We start from the raw sequence: 14,546 nt of genomic DNA, 5'->3' as shown, positions 1-14,546 counted from the left end.
TCTTCAAGGGTTACCGTCCACAGTTCTACTTCCGTACAACTGACGTAACAGGCGATATCACTCTACCTGAAGGCGTAGAAATGGTAATGCCAGGTGACAACGTTCAAATGACTGTTGAGCTAATCGCTCCAATCGCAATGGACGAAGGTCTACGTTTCGCAATCCGCGAAGGTGGCCGTACTGTTGGTGCTGGTGTTGTAGCTAAAATCTTCGCTTAATAGCATTTAGATTTTTGCACACTCTTCATTAGAAGAACTGCATAAGAAAAGGGAAGCTTCGGCTTCCCTTTTATTTTTCCACGTTCCCACCACTTCTTTTTGCTTTCCCTTAGTATCATCCCCGTTCCTTGTCGTTCTGCTTTTGTCACACAACTTTTCTTCGAATGCTCTGCACAAATATATTCCGATTATTTTTCCAACACCACTTGCATACTAAAATGTGATCTGTATAATGCATCGCACTGGCTAACGCCGGTTTGTGAACCAATGAGCACTGAGGAGTAGGTCTTACCTAGTAATGTATACTCAGCTTATGTTCGCGGTTAATAAAAATAGTAAACCTTGTGTTTACTTCAAAAGTTAACTGACAATGCGTCCTAATCTTGGATGCTACGGTTTCACATAAATCAATCGGCATTCTCTCGTTCTTTCGAGCTTGAGTGGCGATATTGTTTGTGTAATTTTTAATAATTGGAGCTCTGTCTCATGCAGAACCAACGTATTCGTATCCGCCTTAAAGCGTTTGATTACAAGCTAATCGATGCTTCAACTGCGGAAATCGTTGAAACAGCAAAACGTACTGGCGCACAGGTTCGTGGTCCTATTCCACTTCCTACTCGTAAAGAGCGTTTCACTGTTCTTACCTCTCCACACGTCAACAAAGATGCACGTGATCAGTACGAAATTCGTACTCACAAGCGTTTGATCGACATCGTTGAGCCAACAGATAAAACTGTTGATGCTCTAATGCGTCTTGATCTTGCAGCTGGCGTTGATGTTCAAATCAGCCTAGGTTAAGGGAGATAAGAATAATGATTGGTCTAGTCGGACGTAAAGTGGGTATGACCCGCGTATTTACTGAAGAAGGCGTTTCTATCCCAGTAACTGTTGTTGAGGTTGAAGCGAACCGTATTTCTCAAGTTAAAACTCTTGAGACAGACGGCTACGCAGCAATCCAAGTAACTACTGGTGCTAAGAAAGCTAACCGTGTAACTAAACCTGAAGCTGGTCACTTCGCGAAAGCGGGTGTTGAAGCAGGTCGCGGTCTTTGGGAATTCCGTTTAGAAAACGGCGAAGAGTTTGAAGTTGGCGCTGAGCTAAACGTAGAACTTTTCAACGAAATTAAAAAAGTAGACGTTACTGGTACATCTAAAGGTAAAGGCTTCCAAGGCGCTATCAAGCGTTGGAACTTCTCTACTCAAGATATGACTCACGGTAACTCTTTGTCTCACCGCGCACCGGGTTCAATTGGCCAATGTCAAACTCCAGGCCGCGTGTTTAAAGGCAAGAAAATGGCAGGTCACATGGGTGCTGAGCGTGTAACGACTCAAAACCTAGAGATCGTACGTGTTGACGCTGAGCGCAATCTACTCCTTATTAAAGGTGCAGTACCAGGCTCAACAGGCGGTAACGTGATCGTAAAACCTGCTGTTAAAGCATAACGTCTAGGAGTAAGTAATGGAATTGATGGTTAAAGGTGCTGATGCACTAACTGTTTCCGAGACTACTTTCGGACGTGACTTTAACGAAGCTCTAGTACACCAAGTAGTTGTTGCGTATGCAGCAGGTGCTCGTCAAGGTACTCGTGCTCAAAAGACTCGTTCTGAAGTATCAGGCGGCGGTGCTAAGCCATGGCGCCAAAAAGGTACTGGCCGTGCACGTGCTGGTACAATTCGTAGCCCAATCTGGCGTACAGGTGGTGTTACTTTTGCTGCGAAACCACAAGATCACAGCCAAAAAGTTAACAAGAAAATGTACCGCGGTGCTATGAAAAGCATTCTTTCTGAGTTGATTCGTCAAGAGCGTCTAATCGTTGTTGATAACTTCTCTGTAGAAGCACCAAAAACAAAAGAACTTGTAGCTAAGCTTAAAGAGCTTGAGCTAAATGACGTTCTGATTGTGACTGGCGAAGTAGATGAAAATCTATTCTTAGCTGCTCGTAACCTATACAAAGTAGATGCACGTGATGTTGCTGGTGTTGATCCAGTATCACTAATCGCTTTCGACAAGGTTCTGATGACTGCTGATGCAGTTAAGCAAGTTGAGGAGATGCTAGCATGATCACTGAAGAGCGTATCTTAAAAGTTCTACGTGCTCCGCACATCTCTGAAAAAGCAACTATGGCAGCTGAGAAAGCGAACACTATCGTTTTCAAAGTAGCTAAAGATGCAACTAAGAAAGAGATCAAAGCAGCTGTAGAAAAGCTATTTGAAGTTGAAGTTAAGTCTGTAAATACTCTTGTATTAAAGGGTAAGACCAAACGTCAAGGTATGCGTGAAGGCCGTCGTTCAGACGTTAAGAAAGCCTACGTTACTTTGAAAGAAGGTCAAGATCTTGACTTCGTTGGCGGCGCGGAATAACAGGAGTAGTAAAAATGGCTATTGTTAAATGTAAGCCGACTTCCCCTGGTCGTCGTCACGTCGTTAAAGTTGTTAACGCTGACCTGCACAAGGGTAAGCCATACGCACCACTTCTAGAGAAAAACTCTAAGAACGGTGGTCGTAACAACAACGGTCGTATTACAGTACGTCACATCGGTGGTGGTCATAAACACCATTACCGTCTAGTTGACTTCAAACGTACTAAAGATGGCATCCCAGCGAAAGTTGAGCGTCTAGAATACGATCCAAACCGTAGTGCTAACATCGCTCTAGTTCTGTACGCAGACGGTGAGCGTCGTTACATCATTGCACCTAAAGGTGTTAACGCAGGCGACCAGATTCAATCTGGCGTAGATGCTGCAATCAAAGCAGGTAACACTCTGCCGATGCGCAACATCCCAGTAGGTTCTACTGTACACTGTGTTGAACTTAAGCCTGGTAAAGGTGCACAACTAGCTCGTTCGGCTGGTGCTTATGCTCAAATCATCGCTCGCGATGGTGCATACGTAACTATCCGTCTACGTTCTGGTGAAATGCGCAAAGTTCTTTCTGAAGGTCGTGCAACGATCGGTGAAGTTGGTAACTCTGAGCATATGCTACGTGAACTTGGTAAAGCTGGTGCTTCACGCTGGCGCGGCGTACGTCCAACCGTACGTGGTGTAGTAATGAACCCGGTGGATCACCCACATGGTGGTGGTGAAGGCCGCACATCTGGTGGTCGTCACCCAGTATCTCCTTGGGGCGTTCCTACTAAGGGCTTCAAGACTCGTAAGAATAAGCGCACTGACAAGTACATCGTACGTCGTCGCACTAAATAATTTATAAAGAGGAATCGCCATGCCACGTTCTCTCAAGAAAGGTCCTTTTATTGACCTACACTTGCTGAAGAAGGTAGAGAAAGCGGTGGAAAGCGGAGACAAAAAGCCTATTAAGACTTGGTCCCGTCGCTCAATGATCATCCCAACAATGATTGGTTTGACCATCGCTGTCCATAATGGTCGTCAGCACGTCCCAGTTTTCGTTACCGAAGAAATGATCGGTCACAAACTAGGCGAATTTGCACCAACTCGTACTTATCGCGGTCATGCTGCAGATAAGAAAGCTAAGAAGAAATAAGGAGTAGATGATGGAAGCTTTAGCTAAACATAACTTTGCTCGTATTTCTCCACAGAAAGCTCGCTTAGTTGCAGACCAAATTCGCGGTAAGTCGGTAGGCCAGGCTCTAGAAATTCTAACTTTCAGCAACAAAAAAGCTGCTGTTTTAGTTAAGAAAGTTCTTGAGTCAGCTATCGCTAACGCGGAACATAACGAAGGTGCAGATATCGACGATCTAAATGTCGCTAAAATCTTCGTAGATGAGGGCCCTATCATGAAGCGTATTATGCCTCGTGCTAAAGGTCGTGCGGATCGTATCTTGAAGCGTTCAAGCCACATCACTATTGTTGTAGCAGATCGCTAAAGACTAGGAGAGTAAGCAATGGGTCAGAAAGTACATCCTAATGGTATTCGTCTTGGCATCGTCAAGCCTTGGAATGCTACATGGTTTGCTAATACCAACGAATTCGCTGACAACCTAGACGGCGACTTCAAGGTACGTCAGTTCCTTACCAAGGAACTACAAAAAGCATCATTATCTCGTATCGTTATCGAGCGTCCAGCTAAGAGCATCCGTGTGACTATTCACACAGCTCGTCCTGGCGTTGTTATCGGTAAGAAAGGTGAAGACGTAGAGAAGCTACGCGCAGCTGTAGCTAAAATCGCAGGTGTACCAGCGCAAATTAACATCGCTGAAGTACGTAAGCCTGAGCTAGATGGTCAGCTTGTAGCTGATAGCATCGCGTCTCAACTAGAGCGTCGTGTTATGTTCCGTCGTGCAATGAAGCGTGCGGTACAAAATGCTATGCGTCTAGGCGCTAAAGGCATCAAAGTACAAGTAGGCGGCCGTCTTGGCGGTGCTGAAATCGCACGTTCAGAGTGGTACCGTGAAGGCCGTGTGCCTCTACACACTCTACGTGCAGACATTGATTACGCAACTTCTTCGGCTCACACTCAATACGGTGTGATCGGCATTAAAGTTTGGATCTTCAAAGGTGAGATTCTAGGCGGTATGCCAGCTGCTAACGCAGTAGAGCCAAAAGGCGATAAGCCTAAGAAGCAGCGTAAAGGCCGTAAGTAAGGAGTCGAACGATGCTACAACCAAAACGTACTAAGTTCCGCAAGGTTATGACTGGTCGTAACCGTGGTCTAGCTAAAGGTACTGAAGTAAGCTTCGGCGAATTCGGTCTTAAAGCTGTTGGCCGTGGTCGCCTGACTGCACGTCAAATCGAAGCGGCACGTCGTGCTATGACACGTCACATTAAGCGTCAAGGTCAAATCTGGATCCGTGTGTTCCCAGACAAACCTATTACTGAAAAGCCTCTTGAAGTTCGTCAAGGTAAAGGTAAAGGTTCAGTTGCGTACTGGGTTGCTCAAATCCAACCAGGCAAAGTTATGTACGAGATGAATGGCGTACCTGAAGAGTTGGCACGTGAAGCGTTCCGCCTAGCGGCACGTAAACTGCCTGTTAAAACTACTTTTGTAACTAAGCAGGTGATGTGATGAAAGCACAAGATCTACGCGAAAAGAACGTTGAAGAGCTTAACGCTGAGCTATTGAATTTGCTACGTGAACAGTTCAACTTGCGCATGCAAGCTGCAACTGGTCAACTACAGCAAACTCATACTCTAAAAGCTGTACGCCGTGACATCGCACGTGTGAAAACTGTTTTGACTGAAAAGGCAGGCGCATAATGAGCGAAACTAACCGCATCCAGCAAGGCCGTGTAGTAAGTGACAAGATGGACAAGTCTATCGTTGTTGCTATTGAGCGTACTGTAAAACACCCAATTTACGGTAAGTTCATCAAACGCACGACTAAAGTACACGCACACGACGAAGACAACACTTGTGGCCTAGGCGACAAAGTTGAAATCGCTGAGTGTCGTCCTCTGTCTAAGACTAAGTCTTGGACATTGGTTAAAGTTCTAGAAAAAGCGAAGATTTAATCTTTGTAATTCTATAACTTATAAGCGGCTCCAAATAATTTTTTGGAGCCGCTTGTTTTTTGTCTACCCAATTTAAAAAAAGGGTGGTACAATTCGCGTCCCTTTTAAAGAGGCAGCCCGACCCGAGAGGGTCTAGTTTTAATATTTAGCGGAGCACTAACAATGATCCAGATGCAAAGTACACTTGACGCAGCAGATAACTCTGGCGCGCGCAAGGTAATGTGTATTAAGGTTCTGGGTGGCTCTCACCGCCGTTATGCACATATCGGTGACGTCATCAAGGTTACAGTGAAGGAAGCGATTCCTCGCGGTAAAGTAAAGAAAGGTGATGTTCTGAAGGCGGTAGTAGTGCGCACCCGTAAAGGCGTTCGTCGCCCAGACGGTTCTGTCATTCGCTTCGACAGTAATGCTTGTGTATTGTTAAATGACACTACTGAGCAACCAGTCGGCACACGTATCTTTGGTCCTGTGACTCGTGAACTTCGTAACGCGAAATTCATGAAGATTGTATCACTTGCACCTGAAGTTCTGTAAGGAGCGGCAACATGGCAGCTAAAATCCGTCGTAATGACGAAGTAATCATTCTTGCTGGTAAAGATAAAGGCAAGAAAGGTAAAGTAACTAAGGTTCTGACAACTGGTAAAGTTGTTGTTGAAGGCATCAATCTTGTTAAAAAACACCAAAAGCCGGTTCCGGCTCTAGGTCAACAAGGTGGCATCGTTGAACAAGAAGCAGCTATTGATGCTTCTAACGTTGCAGTCTTTAACGCGGCTACTGGTAAAGCAGACCGTATCGGTTTCCGTATCGAAGATGGCAAGAAAGTTCGTTTCTTCAAATCTAACGGCGAAACTGTTTCTAACTAATTAGAAGTAATTTGGAGTTCTACTATGGCGAAACTGCATGATTACTACAAGTCGTCTGTAGTCGCTGAGCTTACCAAAGAGTTCAGCTACACAAGCGTCATGCAAGTCCCTAGGATTGAGAAAATCACCCTAAACATGGGCGTTGGTGAAGCAATCAACGATAAGAAACTGCTAGAAAACGCAGCGTCTGATATGGCAACGATCTCTGGTCAAAAGCCTCTTATCACGAAAGCGCGTAAATCTGTAGCTGGTTTCAAAATTCGTGAAGGCTACCCAATTGGTTGTAAAGTAACCTTGCGTGGTGAGCGCATGTGGGAATTTTTAGAGCGTTTAATCTCTATCGCACTTCCACGTGTACGTGATTTCCGTGGTGTTAGCGCTAAGTCTTTTGACGGACGCGGTAACTACAGCATGGGCGTTCGCGAGCAAATCATCTTTCCGGAAATCGACTACGATAAAGTCGATCGTGTCCGCGGTCTTGATATTACTATCACGACATCTGCGGGATCCGATGAGGAAGGCCGAGCTCTGCTGGCTGCCTTTAACTTCCCATTCCGTAAGTAAGGGTAGGGTTACTGTTATGGCTAAACAATCAATGAAAGCACGTGAAGCTAAACGTGCAAAACTAGTAGTTAAGTTCGCTGAAAAGCGTTCTGCGCTAAAAGTTATCATTAGCGATGTAAACGCATCTGAAGAAGATCGTTGGAATGCGGTTCTTAAACTGCAATCTCTTCCACGTGATTCAAGTGCATCACGTCAGCGCAACCGTTGCAACCAAACTGGTCGTCCACACGGTTACCTACGTAAATTCGGTCTAAGCCGTATTAAGGTTCGCGAAGCTTGCATGAAAGGCGAGATTCCGGGTCTTCGTAAGGCTAGCTGGTAATTGCCACTTAATCATTTGGAGTAAATCTTATGAGCATGCAAGATCCGATTTCGGATATGCTGACCCGCGTTCGTAACGGTCAGGCAGCAAATAAAGTTGCTGTAAAAATGCCTTCTTCAAAGCTTAAAGTTGCAATTGCTGCATTACTTAAAGCTGAAGGTTACATCGTAGACTTCGCTGTTGACAGCGAAGCAAAACCTGAGCTAGAAGTTACTCTTAAGTACTTCCAAGCTAAACCTGTAATCGAGCAAATCAAGCGCGTATCACGTCCTGGTCTAAGAGTTTATAAAAATAAAGACTCTTTACCTACAGTGATGGGTGGTCTTGGTATTGCAGTTGTTTCTACTTCCAAGGGTCTGATGTCTGACCGTGCTGCTCGTAAAGCAGGTCTTGGCGGTGAAATCATCTGTTACGTAGCTTAAGGAGTAGATTATGTCTCGTGTTGCTAAAGCACCTGTCGCTATTCCAGCTGGCGTAGAGGTGAAACTAAACGGCCAAGAAGTTACTGTAAAAGGTAGCAAAGGTGAGCTTACTCGCGTTCTTAACAGCGCCGTAGTTATTGCACAGGAAGAAAACAACCTAACTTTCGGTCCGAAAGAAGGTGTTACTAACGCATGGGCACAAGCTGGTACAGCTCGCGCTCTAGTTAATAACATGGTTGTGGGTGTTACTGAGGGCTTCACTAAGAAGCTAACTCTTAAGGGTGTTGGTTACCGTGCTGCTATGAAAGGCAACGCTGTAGGTCTAACTCTTGGTTTTTCTCACCCAGTAGAGCACGCTCTACCTGAAGGTATTAAAGCTGAGTGCCCTAGCCAAACTGAGATCGTTATTACTGGTTGCGATAAGCAAGTAGTAGGTCAAGTTGCGGCTGACATTCGTTCTTACCGTGCTCCTGAGCCTTACAAAGGCAAAGGTGTTCGTTACGCAGATGAAAATGTGCGTACTAAAGAAGCTAAGAAGAAGTAAGGTATCACTATGGATAAGAAAGCATCTCGCATCCGTCGTGCTACACGTGCACGTCGTAAGATTGCAGAACTTGGTGCAACTCGCCTGGTAGTACATCGTACTCCTCGCCATGTTTACGCTCAAGTTATCTCGGCAAACGGCTCTGAGGTTATCGCAGCTGCTTCTACTGTAGAAAAAGCGATCCGTGAGCAAGTTAAGAACACTGGTAACGTCGATGCAGCTAAAGCAGTTGGTAAAGCTGTTGCTGAGCGCGCTCTTGAAAAAGGCGTAGCTTCAGTTGCATTTGACCGTTCTGGTTTCCAATACCACGGTCGAGTAGCGGCGCTAGCAGAATCTGCTCGCGAAGCTGGTCTGAAATTCTAAGGTAGGGTTGGAAGATGGCTAAAGAACAACAACAAGCTAATGATTTGCAAGAAAAGCTGATCGCTGTTAACCGTGTATCTAAGACGGTTAAAGGTGGTCGAATCATGAGCTTCACTGCACTAACAGTAGTTGGTGACGGTAATGGTCGCGTAGGTTTCGGTTACGGCAAAGCTCGTGAAGTACCTGCAGCGATTCAAAAAGCAATGGAAAAAGCGCGTCGTAACATGGTTACTGTTGCGCTTAACGAAGGCACTCTTCACCACCCGGTGAAAGGTCGTCATTCGGGCTCTAAAGTTTACATGCAGCCAGCTGCTGAAGGTACAGGTGTTATTGCCGGTGGTGCAATGCGTGCCGTACTTGAAGTTGCAGGCGTACATAACGTTCTTTCTAAAGCATACGGTTCAACGAACCCAATCAACGTTGTTCGCGCAACGATTGGTGCTCTAGTAGACGTTAAGTCACCAGAAATGGTTGCTGCTAAACGTGGTCTAACTGTTGAATCTATTTCGGAGTAAGCACACGATGGCAACTATTAAAGTAACTCAAACTAAAAGCTCAATTGGTCGCCTACCTAAGCACAAAGCGTGTCTTAAAGGTCTAGGTCTTCGTCGCATCAACCATACAGTAGAACTTGAAGATACTCCGTGCGTACGCGGTATGATCAACAAGGTTTACTACATGGTTAAGATTGAGGAGTAATCAGAATGCGTTTGAATACTCTATCACCGGCTGCTGGCTCTAAACCTTCTAAGAAGCGTGTAGGTCGTGGTATCGGTTCTGGCCTTGGTAAAACAGGTGGCCGCGGTCACAAAGGTCAAAAGTCACGTTCTGGCGGCTCTGTTCGTCCAGGTTTTGAAGGCGGTCAAATGCCTCTAAAACAACGTCTACCTAAATTCGGTTTCACTTCTCGTAAGAGCCTAGTGTCTGCTGAAGTTCGTCTAGCTGAGCTAGCGAAAGTAACAGGTGACGTAGTTGATCTTAACAGCCTTAAAGCTGCTAACGTTATCACTAAGAACATCGAGTTTGTTAAGATCGTTCTTTCTGGTGACCTAAGCAAAGCTGTGACTGTTAAAGGTCTACGCGTGACTAAAGGCGCTAAAGCTGCAATCGAAGCTGCAGGCGGTAAAATCGAGGAATAATCTCGAGGAACGAGGTACAGATGGCTAAGAAACCAGGAAAAGATTTTCGTAGTGCTCAGAGCGGCTTAAGTGAACTAAAGTCGCGCTTATTATTCGTAATTGGTGCACTTTTAGTATTCCGAGCCGGCTCTTTTGTGCCGATCCCTGGTATTGACGCAGCTGTACTTGCCGATTTGTTCGATCAGCAAAAAGGTACCATCGTAGAAATGTTTAACATGTTCTCCGGTGGTGCTCTTGAGCGTGCATCTATATTAGCATTGGGTATCATGCCGTACATTTCGGCATCGATCGTAGTCCAATTGCTAACTGTAGTTCATCCAGCGTTAGCGGAACTCAAAAAAGAGGGTGAAGCAGGCCGTCGTAAGATAAGCCAATATACACGCTACGGCACGCTTGTACTTGCAACATTCCAAGCTATTGGTATCGCAACAGGCTTACCAAACATGGTCGACAATCTGGTTGTTATCAACCAAACCATGTTTACGCTTATTGCTACCGTGAGTTTAGTAACTGGTACCATGTTTTTGATGTGGTTAGGTGAACAAATCACTGAGCGAGGAATCGGTAATGGTATTTCCATTCTGATTTTTGCAGGTATTGTTGCTGGATTGCCTTCTGCAATCGGTCAAACAATCGAGCAAGCGCGTCAAGGTGAATTGCATGTGCTTCTTCTGTTGTTTATCGCGGTATTGTCTTTTGCTGTAATTTACTTCGTAGTTTTCATGGAACGTGGTCAACGTCGTATCGTCGTTAACTATGCGAAGCGTCAACAAGGTCGTAAAGTTTTTGCAGCTCAAAGCTCTCACTTGCCTCTTAAGATTAATATGGCAGGTGTTATTCCAGCGATTTTTGCATCAAGTATTATTTTGTTCCCAGGAACATTAGCACAATGGTTTGGTCAAAATGGTGAAAGCAGCGCGTTCGGTTGGTTAACTGACGTGTCATTAGCTCTTAGCCCAGGTCAACCTTTGTATGTAATGCTTTATGCAGCAGCTATAATCTTCTTCTGTTTCTTCTATACAGCGTTGGTGTTTAACCCGCGTGAAACAGCTGATAATTTGAAGAAGTCTGGTGCATTCGTACCCGGTATCCGCCCAGGTGAGCAGACAGCGAAATATATCGATAAAGTGATGACTAGGCTAACCCTTGCGGGCGCTCTATACATTACTTTTATATGTCTGATTCCTGAATTCATGATGGTCGCGTGGAACGTTCGTTTCTACTTCGGCGGCACATCACTACTAATCGTAGTGGTAGTTATCATGGATTTCATGGCACAGGTACAGACTCATCTGATGTCACAACAGTATGATTCTGTGTTAAAGAAAGCGAATCTGAAAGGTTACGGCCGTTAATTCGGTAGTAATTATTTCGATTCCATTTACGGAGTTTAGCAATGAAAGTTCGTGCTTCCGTTAAAAAAATCTGCCGTAACTGTAAAGTTATCAAGCGTAACGGTGTCGTTCGCGTGATTTGCAGTGAGCCAAAGCATAAGCAACGCCAAGGCTAATCAGCAGAAATTTTTACTTGAAATACTAGGTAGAGTCGAGTATATTCCTCGGCCTACCTTTTGCGTGCAAAAGAAGTAGTATGCCGCAGCGTATCCATAACGGGCTTTGCTGCGGATAATTCTTTTATGAACCCCCTTAGGAGTGAATAATGGCCCGTATAGCCGGCATTAACATTCCTGATCATAAGCATTCTGTAATTGCACTTACTGCAATCTACGGTATTGGCAAAACTCGCTCTCAAGCTATTCTAGCTGAAGTGGGTATTGCTGAAGATGCTAAGATCAGTGAACTAACTGAAGAGCAGATCGATCAACTGCGTGATGGTGTAGCTAAATACACTGTAGAAGGTGATCTACGTCGTGAAGTATCGATGAACATCAAGCGTCTTATGGACCTTGGCTGTTACCGCGGTCTTCGTCATCGTCGCAGTCTACCACTACGTGGACAGCGTACTAAAACCAACGCTCGCACCCGTAAGGGTCCGCGCAAGCCGATCAAGAAATAGTCGGATAAGGTAGAGTACAATGGCAAAACAACCAACTCGCGCGCGTAAGCGCGTACGCAAGCAAGTAGCTGATGGCGTAGCGCACATTCATGCTTCTTTCAACAACACAATCGTAACTATCACTGACCGTCAAGGCAACGCTCTTGCATGGGCTACAGCAGGTGGTTCAGGTTTCCGTGGTTCTCGTAAATCTACTCCGTTCGCAGCACAAGTTGCAGCTGAGCGTTGTGGTGAAATGGCTAAAGAATATGGCCTAAAGAACTTGGAAGTTATGGTTAAGGGTCCAGGTCCAGGTCGCGAATCTACTGTTCGTGCACTGAACGCTGCTGGTTTCCGTATCACTAACATTGTTGATGCGACACCAATCCCTCATAACGGTTGTCGTCCACCTAAGAAACGTCGCGTTTAAGTTTCGTTTCTAGGAATATTGGAGAAAGATCATGGCAAGATATTTGGGTCCTAAGCTGAAGCTTAGCCGTCGCGAAGGTACTGACTTATTCCTTAAGTCTGGTGTCCGTGCGATCGATACCAAGTGTAAAATTGATAACGCACCAGGTGTACACGGCGCTCGTCGCGGTCGTCTATCTGAGTATGGCGTTCAGCTTCGTGAGAAGCAAAAAGTTCGTCGTATTTACGGCGTTCTAGAAAAACAATTCCGCAACTACTACAAAGAAGCTGCACGTCTTAAAGGCAACACAGGTGCAAACCTGCTTCAGCTTCTTGAAGGTCGTCTTGATAACGTAGTTTACCGTATGGGCTTTGGCGCTACTCGTGCTGAATCTCGTCAACTAGTTAGCCACAAGTCTATTCTAGTTAACGGTAAAGTTGTAAACGTTCCTTCTTTCAAAGTAGCGGCAAACGACGTTGTTTCTATCCGCGAGAAAGCTAAACAGCAATCTCGTATTAAAGCGGCTCTAGAAGTTGCTGAACAACGTGAAAAGCCAACTTGGATTGAAGTAGATGCTGGCAAAATGGAAGGTACATTCAAGCGTATGCCTGAGCGTTCTGACCTATCAGCTGACATCAATGAACACTTGATCGTCGAACTTTACTCTAAGTAAGGTTAAAAAAAGAGAGGACACAATGCAGGGTTCTGTAACAGAATTTCTTAAGCCGCGTCTTGTTGACATTGAACAGATCAATACGACACACGCGAAAGTAACTCTTGAGCCATTAGAGCGCGGTTTCGGCCATACTCTAGGTAATGCTCTTCGCCGCATTCTTCTATCTTCTATGCCGGGTTGTGCCGTAACAGAAGTTGAAATCGAAGGTGTGCTACACGAATACAGCACTAAAGAAGGCGTTCAGGAAGATATCCTGGAAATCCTTCTAAACCTTAAAGGTTTAGCTGTACGCGTTGCTGAAGGCAAAGATGAAGTGTTTATTACACTGAACAAATCAGGCTCAGGCCCTGTTGTTGCAGGTGACATCACCCACGATGGTGATGTAGAGATCGCTAACCCTGAGCACGTAATTTGTCACCTAACGGATGACAACGCTGAGATCGCTATGCGTATCAAAGTAGAACGTGGTCGTGGTTACGTTCCAGCTTCAGCTCGTATCCATACAGAAGAAGATGAGCGTCCAATCGGTCGTCTACTTGTTGACGCTACTTACAGCCCGGTCGATAAAATCGCCTATGCTGTTGAAGCGGCACGTGTAGAACAACGTACTGACTTAGACAAGCTTGTTATCGATATGGAAACGAACGGTACTCTAGAACCTGAGGAAGCAATCCGTCGTGCAGCTACTATTTTAGCTGAACAACTGGATGCGTTCGTAGATCTTCGTGATGTACGTGTACCTGAGGAGAAGGAAGAGAAGCCAGAATTCGATCCTATCCTACTACGTCCTGTAGACGATCTTGAACTAACAGTTCGCTCTGCTAACTGTTTGAAAGCAGAAGCGATTCACTACATCGGTGATCTTGTACAGCGCACTGAGGTTGAGCTACTTAAAACGCCAAACCTTGGTAAGAAATCTCTTACAGAGATTAAAGATGTGCTTGCTTCACGTGGTCTTTCTCTAGGCATGCGCCTAGAAAACTGGCCACCAGCGTCAATCGCTGAAGATTAATCGAAAAGTTAGAAGGATTAGGTCATGCGCCATCGTAAAAGTGGTCGTCAACTCAACCGCAACAGCAGTCATCGCAAAGCGATGTTCAGCAACATGGCTAGCTCTCTTGTTCGTCACGAAGTTATTAAAACTACCGTGCCTAAAGCAAAAGAACTACGTCGCGTAATTGAGCCATTGATTACCCTAGCTAAGACAGACAGTGTTGCTAACCGTCGTCTTGCATTTGCTCGCACTCGTGATAACGAAGTTGTGGCAAAACTATTTAATGAACTAGGCCCGCGTTTCGCGGCTCGCCAAGGTGGTTACACTCGCATTCTTAAATGTGGTTTCCGTACTGGTGATAAAGCTCCAATGGCTTACATTGAGCTTGTAGACCGCCCAGCTGCTGAAGAAGCTGCTGAGTAATCTATACTAGATTCTTAATACAAAAGCCGAGCATTAGCTCGGCTTTTTTGTATCTGTAGAATTAGGAGACCGACATAAGAATTGCACCACGATATTTGGCACTTTTCTTTACCTTCTCTGCTCCATTTCTCAATAATATCTCGTATCTCGTATCTCGTATCTCGTATCTCGTATCTCGTATCTCGTATCT

28 protein-coding genes and 1 pseudogene are annotated in these 14,546 nt (G+C 45.2%); all 29 read left to right on the top strand.

Going from position 1 to position 14,546, the window contains the following annotated elements; all coding sequences use genetic code 11:
• A pseudogene (tuf, locus tag AB6E08_RS20610) lies at positions 1–218 on the top strand (elongation factor Tu); the annotation flags it as partial.
• Between the two features lie 486 nt (positions 219–704).
• Complete coding sequence (rpsJ, locus tag AB6E08_RS20605) at positions 705–1,016, top strand: 30S ribosomal protein S10 (protein WP_004736761.1); 312 nt, start codon at positions 705–707, stop codon at positions 1,014–1,016.
• A 14-nt stretch (positions 1,017–1,030) separates the two neighbouring features.
• Positions 1,031–1,660: a 50S ribosomal protein L3 gene (gene rplC / locus AB6E08_RS20600; protein WP_004736763.1), complete on the top strand. Its 630-nt coding sequence runs from the start codon at positions 1,031–1,033 to the stop codon at positions 1,658–1,660.
• A gap of 16 nt (positions 1,661–1,676) precedes the next feature.
• Positions 1,677–2,279 (top strand): 50S ribosomal protein L4, encoded by a 603-nt coding sequence (gene rplD / locus AB6E08_RS20595; RefSeq protein ID WP_004736764.1) that lies wholly within the window; start codon positions 1,677–1,679, stop codon positions 2,277–2,279.
• Complete coding sequence (gene rplW, locus AB6E08_RS20590) at positions 2,276–2,578, top strand: 50S ribosomal protein L23 (RefSeq protein WP_004736765.1); 303 nt, start codon at positions 2,276–2,278, stop codon at positions 2,576–2,578. Before rplD ends, rplW begins: the two co-directional genes overlap by 4 nt.
• A 14-nt stretch (positions 2,579–2,592) precedes the next feature.
• Positions 2,593–3,417: a 50S ribosomal protein L2 gene (gene rplB / locus AB6E08_RS20585; protein WP_012604912.1), complete on the top strand. Its 825-nt coding sequence runs from the start codon at positions 2,593–2,595 to the stop codon at positions 3,415–3,417.
• Positions 3,418–3,436: 19 nt separating this feature from the next.
• Positions 3,437–3,715 carry a 30S ribosomal protein S19 gene (rpsS, locus tag AB6E08_RS20580; RefSeq protein ID WP_004736729.1) on the top strand — a complete coding sequence of 93 codons (279 nt, stop codon included), beginning with the start codon at positions 3,437–3,439 and terminating at the stop codon, positions 3,713–3,715.
• Between the two features lie 10 nt (positions 3,716–3,725).
• Positions 3,726–4,058: a 50S ribosomal protein L22 gene (rplV, locus tag AB6E08_RS20575; RefSeq protein ID WP_372065960.1), complete on the top strand. Its 333-nt coding sequence runs from the start codon at positions 3,726–3,728 to the stop codon at positions 4,056–4,058.
• Positions 4,059–4,076: 18 nt separating this feature from the next.
• A complete protein-coding gene (rpsC, locus tag AB6E08_RS20570; RefSeq protein WP_004736734.1) occupies positions 4,077–4,775 on the top strand; it encodes a 30S ribosomal protein S3 in 699 nt (232 codons plus the stop codon).
• 11 nt (positions 4,776–4,786) lie between these two features.
• Positions 4,787–5,197, top strand: a complete 411-nt coding sequence (gene rplP, locus AB6E08_RS20565; protein WP_004736736.1) for a 50S ribosomal protein L16 — start codon at positions 4,787–4,789, stop codon at positions 5,195–5,197.
• Entirely contained in the window at positions 5,197–5,388 is a 192-nt protein-coding gene (gene rpmC / locus AB6E08_RS20560) for a 50S ribosomal protein L29 (RefSeq protein ID WP_004736737.1), read from the top strand. The genes rplP and rpmC overlap by 1 nt, the downstream gene beginning before the upstream one ends.
• On the top strand, positions 5,388–5,642 hold the full coding sequence (rpsQ, locus tag AB6E08_RS20555) for a 30S ribosomal protein S17 (RefSeq protein ID WP_004736739.1): 255 nt from the start codon (positions 5,388–5,390) through the stop codon (positions 5,640–5,642). The genes rpmC and rpsQ overlap by 1 nt, the downstream gene beginning before the upstream one ends.
• A 162-nt stretch (positions 5,643–5,804) precedes the next feature.
• Positions 5,805–6,176, top strand: a complete 372-nt coding sequence (rplN, locus tag AB6E08_RS20550) for a 50S ribosomal protein L14 (RefSeq protein ID WP_004736740.1) — start codon at positions 5,805–5,807, stop codon at positions 6,174–6,176.
• Positions 6,177–6,187: 11 nt separating this feature from the next.
• Positions 6,188–6,505 (top strand): 50S ribosomal protein L24, encoded by a 318-nt coding sequence (rplX, locus tag AB6E08_RS20545; protein ID WP_004736742.1) that lies wholly within the window; start codon positions 6,188–6,190, stop codon positions 6,503–6,505.
• Between the two features lie 24 nt (positions 6,506–6,529).
• On the top strand, positions 6,530–7,069 hold the full coding sequence (rplE, locus tag AB6E08_RS20540; RefSeq protein WP_004736744.1) for a 50S ribosomal protein L5: 540 nt from the start codon (positions 6,530–6,532) through the stop codon (positions 7,067–7,069).
• 16 nt (positions 7,070–7,085) lie between these two features.
• On the top strand, positions 7,086–7,391 hold the full coding sequence (gene rpsN / locus AB6E08_RS20535; protein WP_004736747.1) for a 30S ribosomal protein S14: 306 nt from the start codon (positions 7,086–7,088) through the stop codon (positions 7,389–7,391).
• Between the two features lie 29 nt (positions 7,392–7,420).
• Complete coding sequence (rpsH, locus tag AB6E08_RS20530; RefSeq protein ID WP_009847785.1) at positions 7,421–7,813, top strand: 30S ribosomal protein S8; 393 nt, start codon at positions 7,421–7,423, stop codon at positions 7,811–7,813.
• 10 nt (positions 7,814–7,823) lie between these two features.
• On the top strand, positions 7,824–8,357 hold the full coding sequence (gene rplF, locus AB6E08_RS20525) for a 50S ribosomal protein L6 (protein WP_009847784.1): 534 nt from the start codon (positions 7,824–7,826) through the stop codon (positions 8,355–8,357).
• Positions 8,358–8,366: 9 nt separating this feature from the next.
• Entirely contained in the window at positions 8,367–8,720 is a 354-nt protein-coding gene (gene rplR / locus AB6E08_RS20520; RefSeq protein ID WP_009847783.1) for a 50S ribosomal protein L18, read from the top strand.
• A gap of 14 nt (positions 8,721–8,734) precedes the next feature.
• Positions 8,735–9,235 (top strand): 30S ribosomal protein S5, encoded by a 501-nt coding sequence (rpsE, locus tag AB6E08_RS20515; RefSeq protein ID WP_004736754.1) that lies wholly within the window; start codon positions 8,735–8,737, stop codon positions 9,233–9,235.
• Positions 9,236–9,242: 7 nt separating this feature from the next.
• Positions 9,243–9,419, top strand: coding sequence for a 50S ribosomal protein L30 (rpmD, locus tag AB6E08_RS20510; RefSeq protein ID WP_004736756.1), 177 nt, complete (start codon positions 9,243–9,245; stop codon positions 9,417–9,419).
• 5 nt (positions 9,420–9,424) lie between these two features.
• Positions 9,425–9,859, top strand: a complete 435-nt coding sequence (gene rplO / locus AB6E08_RS20505; RefSeq protein ID WP_004736758.1) for a 50S ribosomal protein L15 — start codon at positions 9,425–9,427, stop codon at positions 9,857–9,859.
• Between the two features lie 20 nt (positions 9,860–9,879).
• A complete protein-coding gene (gene secY / locus AB6E08_RS20500) occupies positions 9,880–11,214 on the top strand; it encodes a preprotein translocase subunit SecY (protein WP_004736759.1) in 1,335 nt (444 codons plus the stop codon).
• A gap of 41 nt (positions 11,215–11,255) precedes the next feature.
• Complete coding sequence (gene rpmJ, locus AB6E08_RS20495; protein ID WP_000868186.1) at positions 11,256–11,369, top strand: 50S ribosomal protein L36; 114 nt, start codon at positions 11,256–11,258, stop codon at positions 11,367–11,369.
• Between the two features lie 149 nt (positions 11,370–11,518).
• Complete coding sequence (gene rpsM, locus AB6E08_RS20490; protein WP_004738779.1) at positions 11,519–11,875, top strand: 30S ribosomal protein S13; 357 nt, start codon at positions 11,519–11,521, stop codon at positions 11,873–11,875.
• A 19-nt stretch (positions 11,876–11,894) separates the two neighbouring features.
• On the top strand, positions 11,895–12,284 hold the full coding sequence (gene rpsK, locus AB6E08_RS20485; protein WP_004738778.1) for a 30S ribosomal protein S11: 390 nt from the start codon (positions 11,895–11,897) through the stop codon (positions 12,282–12,284).
• 31 nt (positions 12,285–12,315) lie between these two features.
• The gene (gene rpsD, locus AB6E08_RS20480) at positions 12,316–12,936 is read left to right on the top strand and encodes a 30S ribosomal protein S4 (protein WP_004738777.1); all 621 of its coding nucleotides are present in this window, start codon (positions 12,316–12,318) and stop codon (positions 12,934–12,936) included.
• A 22-nt stretch (positions 12,937–12,958) separates the two neighbouring features.
• Positions 12,959–13,951, top strand: coding sequence for a DNA-directed RNA polymerase subunit alpha (locus AB6E08_RS20475; RefSeq protein ID WP_004729813.1), 993 nt, complete (start codon positions 12,959–12,961; stop codon positions 13,949–13,951).
• Between the two features lie 24 nt (positions 13,952–13,975).
• On the top strand, positions 13,976–14,356 hold the full coding sequence (rplQ, locus tag AB6E08_RS20470; RefSeq protein WP_004729812.1) for a 50S ribosomal protein L17: 381 nt from the start codon (positions 13,976–13,978) through the stop codon (positions 14,354–14,356).
• Positions 14,357–14,546 lie beyond the last annotated feature (190 nt).

The organism is Vibrio sp. 10N.247.310.24, from assembly GCF_041467175.1.
In the GTDB taxonomy this organism is placed as follows: Bacteria; Pseudomonadota; Gammaproteobacteria; order Enterobacterales; family Vibrionaceae; genus Vibrio; species Vibrio tasmaniensis_A.
Note: the sequence above shows the minus strand (reverse complement) of the source record. Positions and strands in the feature narration are given on the sequence as shown.

Coding starts and splice junctions, on each gene's coding strand:
- rpmC (WP_004736737.1), top strand. CDS start 5,197: ATGAAAGCACAAGATCTACGCGAAAAGAACGTTGAAGAGCTTAACGCT.
- rpmJ (WP_000868186.1), top strand. CDS start 11,256: ATGAAAGTTCGTGCTTCCGTTAAAAAAATCTGCCGTAACTGTAAAGTT.
- rpsH (WP_009847785.1), top strand. CDS start 7,421: ATGAGCATGCAAGATCCGATTTCGGATATGCTGACCCGCGTTCGTAAC.
- rplX (WP_004736742.1), top strand. CDS start 6,188: ATGGCAGCTAAAATCCGTCGTAATGACGAAGTAATCATTCTTGCTGGT.
- rpmD (WP_004736756.1), top strand. CDS start 9,243: ATGGCAACTATTAAAGTAACTCAAACTAAAAGCTCAATTGGTCGCCTA.
- rplQ (WP_004729812.1), top strand. CDS start 13,976: ATGCGCCATCGTAAAAGTGGTCGTCAACTCAACCGCAACAGCAGTCAT.
- rpsQ (WP_004736739.1), top strand. CDS start 5,388: ATGAGCGAAACTAACCGCATCCAGCAAGGCCGTGTAGTAAGTGACAAG.
- rplR (WP_009847783.1), top strand. CDS start 8,367: ATGGATAAGAAAGCATCTCGCATCCGTCGTGCTACACGTGCACGTCGT.
- rpsE (WP_004736754.1), top strand. CDS start 8,735: ATGGCTAAAGAACAACAACAAGCTAATGATTTGCAAGAAAAGCTGATC.
- rpsJ (WP_004736761.1), top strand. CDS start 705: ATGCAGAACCAACGTATTCGTATCCGCCTTAAAGCGTTTGATTACAAG.
- rplD (WP_004736764.1), top strand. CDS start 1,677: ATGGAATTGATGGTTAAAGGTGCTGATGCACTAACTGTTTCCGAGACT.
- secY (WP_004736759.1), top strand. CDS start 9,880: ATGGCTAAGAAACCAGGAAAAGATTTTCGTAGTGCTCAGAGCGGCTTA.
- rpsS (WP_004736729.1), top strand. CDS start 3,437: ATGCCACGTTCTCTCAAGAAAGGTCCTTTTATTGACCTACACTTGCTG.
- rplB (WP_012604912.1), top strand. CDS start 2,593: ATGGCTATTGTTAAATGTAAGCCGACTTCCCCTGGTCGTCGTCACGTC.
- rpsC (WP_004736734.1), top strand. CDS start 4,077: ATGGGTCAGAAAGTACATCCTAATGGTATTCGTCTTGGCATCGTCAAG.
- AB6E08_RS20475 (WP_004729813.1), top strand. CDS start 12,959: ATGCAGGGTTCTGTAACAGAATTTCTTAAGCCGCGTCTTGTTGACATT.
- rplP (WP_004736736.1), top strand. CDS start 4,787: ATGCTACAACCAAAACGTACTAAGTTCCGCAAGGTTATGACTGGTCGT.
- rpsM (WP_004738779.1), top strand. CDS start 11,519: ATGGCCCGTATAGCCGGCATTAACATTCCTGATCATAAGCATTCTGTA.
- rpsK (WP_004738778.1), top strand. CDS start 11,895: ATGGCAAAACAACCAACTCGCGCGCGTAAGCGCGTACGCAAGCAAGTA.
- rplE (WP_004736744.1), top strand. CDS start 6,530: ATGGCGAAACTGCATGATTACTACAAGTCGTCTGTAGTCGCTGAGCTT.
- rplV (WP_372065960.1), top strand. CDS start 3,726: ATGGAAGCTTTAGCTAAACATAACTTTGCTCGTATTTCTCCACAGAAA.
- rplF (WP_009847784.1), top strand. CDS start 7,824: ATGTCTCGTGTTGCTAAAGCACCTGTCGCTATTCCAGCTGGCGTAGAG.
- rpsN (WP_004736747.1), top strand. CDS start 7,086: ATGGCTAAACAATCAATGAAAGCACGTGAAGCTAAACGTGCAAAACTA.
- rplN (WP_004736740.1), top strand. CDS start 5,805: ATGATCCAGATGCAAAGTACACTTGACGCAGCAGATAACTCTGGCGCG.
- rplW (WP_004736765.1), top strand. CDS start 2,276: ATGATCACTGAAGAGCGTATCTTAAAAGTTCTACGTGCTCCGCACATC.
- rplC (WP_004736763.1), top strand. CDS start 1,031: ATGATTGGTCTAGTCGGACGTAAAGTGGGTATGACCCGCGTATTTACT.
- rpsD (WP_004738777.1), top strand. CDS start 12,316: ATGGCAAGATATTTGGGTCCTAAGCTGAAGCTTAGCCGTCGCGAAGGT.
- rplO (WP_004736758.1), top strand. CDS start 9,425: ATGCGTTTGAATACTCTATCACCGGCTGCTGGCTCTAAACCTTCTAAG.